This window comes from Ilyobacter sp., assembly GCF_041583315.1.
Taxonomy (GTDB): domain Bacteria; phylum Fusobacteriota; class Fusobacteriia; order Fusobacteriales; family Fusobacteriaceae; genus Ilyobacter.
On sequence record NZ_JBFHGC010000343.1, the window covers coordinates 1 to 3,219 of the forward strand.

The window sequence follows — 3,219 nt, forward strand, 5'->3', positions numbered from 1 at the left end:
ATATTTCAGACTGTTTTCCAGCGATATTGAATCCAAAAGAAAAAACCTCTGGATCACCCTTACACCTAATTTCTTGGCAGTTTTAATCAGATTATACTTGGTGCTTATTATTCCGTCTAAAGCTGTGTTCTTTATCAGATATTCTAAAGCATAAGTTGAATGAGACAACCCATCTACAAGATCTACATGCACAAAAACAATTTTCCCCTTATTTTTGAGATCTTCCACCATTCCTTTTATATTGAATAAATTTGATGTCAGTATAAATACAATTTCACTTTCTTCCTCAAGAGCCTTTTTAAATCCTATCTCATCTTTTATTGCAGGTATTACAGGATTTCTTTCCAGGATTTCTTTGATAAAATTTGACATATTTTGTCCTCCCTTAAATGCATCTAAATTTTATAAAACAACGAAATTTTAAATTCAATGAATATTATAAATAAACAATAACTCGATTCAATTATAACATTGAATCTTCTTTATTATAAGCATAAAATGAAAAGCAGAGGAAGATTTCCCTCTGCTTTTTAAATAATATATTCTCAAAACTATAAAAAATATCCCTATGTAGATCTAATTTTTTATTTTTTTATCTAGATATACTTCTATTTCAGCAGCCGCTTTTTTCCCGGCTTCCATTGCTAAAATTACTGTAGCCGCTCCTGTGACAGCATCTCCTCCGGCATACACTCCCTCTCGCGATGTTCTGTAGCTTCCCTCTTCCGTAGCTATACAGTTCCATTTGTTTATTTCAAGTCCTTCTGTAGTAGATGGTATAAGCGTATTTGGTTTAGTTCCTATGGCCATTATTACACTGTCCACTTCCATCATAAATTCAGATCCTTTTATCTCCACAGGTCTTCTTCTTCCTGACTGATCTGCCTCTCCTAGCTCCATTCTCACGCATCTCATACCTTCCACTGCTCCTGTAGAATCCACAACTATTTCTATCGGGTTCACGAGGACATCCATTATTACGCCTTCTTCTTTTGCATGGTGTACTTCCTCTACTCTGGCAGGAAGTTCAGCCTCACTTCTTCTGTATACAATATGAGTTTCAGCACCTAGTCTGGCTGCCGTTCTAGCACTGTCCATGGCTACGTTTCCTCCGCCTACTACCGCACATCTCTTTCCTACAGAAACTGGTGTCATATAGTCAGCTTTATGCGCCTTCATCAGGTTTACCCTTGTTAAGAATTCATTTGCAGAAAATACTCCATTTGCATTTTCTCCTGGAATTCCCATGAAGTTTGGAAGTCCTGCACCACTTCCTATAAATACTGCGCTATAACCCTCTTTTTCCGTAAGATTATCTATGGTAAATGTCTTCCCTATTACTGCATTTGTTACTATTTCTACACCTAGTTTTTTTACGTTATCTATCTCTTTTTGCACCACTTTATCTTTAGGCAGTCTGAATTCCGGTATTCCGTAAGTCAATACTCCTCCGGCTTCGTGTAAAGCCTCAAAAACAGTTACTTTATAACCTAGCTTTGCCAGTTCACTTGCTGCAGCAAGACCTGCAGGTCCGCTTCCTACTACGGCTATTTTCTCTGCCTTTGCCTCTGCCTGATCAGCCTTTGTTCCGTGCATGAGGGCATAATCCCCTACAAATTTTTCTAACTTTCCTATTGATACAGGCTCTCCCTTTATACCTACTATACACTTAGCTTCACACTGAGATTCCTGAGGACACACTCTTCCGCATATTGCAGGGAAGCATGAGCTTTCGAATATTATCTTAGCAGCCTCATCTATATTTGATTTTTTAATTTCCTGTATGAATTTTGGTATATTTATTGATACAGGACAACCCTCTATACATTTTGCATTTTTGCAGTTCAGACATCTTTCTGACTCGCATATAGCCTCTTCTAGAGTATATCCTGTGCATACCTCTTCAAAATTCTTTACTCTTATTTCAGGAGCAAGAGAATGTGCTATAACTCTTTTTTTCTTGTCTCTTTCTACACACACTTCTTCTCCTTTATGATCATGACAACCGCATCCACCGTGATGGTGTTCATGACCGCTTTCATGGTCCTCTTTTTCCAGAACTTTTCTGCCCTCTTCATTCTTATACATTCTCTGTCTTCTCATGGCCTCATCAAAGTCCACTTTGTGTCCGTCAAATTCTGGACCGTCCACACATGCAAATTTAACTTCATCACCTATCGTCACACGGCATGCTCCACACATTCCTGTTCCGTCAACCATGAGAGGATTAAGACTGACTACTGTAGGGATATTATAAATCTTGGTCTTCATTGCCACAAACTTCATCATAATCATAGGTCCTATTGCCACAACCTCGTCATACTTTTTGCCCTCTTTTTCTATCAGCTGTTCTATAAGGTCGGTTACCTTCCCGTGTACTCCGTAGCTACCGTCATCTGTACAGATATAGAGGTTCTTAGATACCGCTTTAAATTCTTCTTCCAGTATAAGTGTTCCTGCATTTCTGGTTCCTATTATTACGTCTACATCTATATTATGCTCTTTCATCCACTTTACCTGTGGATAGACAGGTGCAGTTCCTACTCCACCTGCTACAAAGAGAAACTTTTTCTTTTTCAAATCTTCTGGGTTTTCATTTACAAATTCACTTTCGTGCCCTAGAGGTCCTGCCACATCTATGAAGTAATCCCCCTCATTCATTTCTGCCATACTTTGTGTGCTGTGTCCGAGTACCTGAAAAACAATAGTTATAAGACCTTTCTTTCTATCAAAGTCGCATATAGTCAGAGGTATTCTTTCGCCTTTTTCTTCATTTCTTACTATAAGAAAATGTCCAGGTTTAGCTGTGTTGGCAACTGCTGGAGCGTATATATCCATCAAATATATATTTTCAGTCAGTACCCTCTTTTGCTTTATTTCAAACATTCTGTTTCCCCCCATTTTTTTAATAATATTTCCTATTTCTTGACCTTTATGAAAAGCGTTCCCCTATAAACTTTTCATCTTTATTGCTTTCCTACGTTCTTTTATTTAAAAAATCGTATTTTTATTAGTTGAAATTATATCACAATATCTATCTTTTGACCACTTTTTAAAGCTGAAAGGTACCCCGATTTTATAAAAAGTCCAAAAAATAAAAAAATGGCGCTTCCAGCTGGACTCGAACCAGCGACAACACGATTAACAGTCGTGCGCTCTACCAACTGAGCTATGGAAGCACATATATAAAAGCTTGGCAAGTACCTATCCTCCCGGAGG

General features: G+C 37.9%; 2 protein-coding genes and 1 tRNA gene. All 3 read right to left on the reverse strand.

The annotated features are described in order from the left end of the window. Positions 1–372: glycerol-3-phosphate responsive antiterminator (locus ABZA26_RS11055; protein ID WP_372714586.1), on the reverse strand; the 372-nt coding region annotated here is incomplete at its 3' end. Between the two features lie 204 nt (positions 373–576). Beyond that, complete coding sequence (gltA, locus tag ABZA26_RS11060; protein WP_372714587.1) at positions 577–2,886, reverse strand: NADPH-dependent glutamate synthase; 2,310 nt, start codon at positions 2,884–2,886, stop codon at positions 577–579. Positions 2,887–3,103: 217 nt separating this feature from the next. Beyond that, a tRNA-Asn gene (locus ABZA26_RS11065) sits at positions 3,104–3,179 on the reverse strand. Positions 3,180–3,219 lie beyond the last annotated feature (40 nt).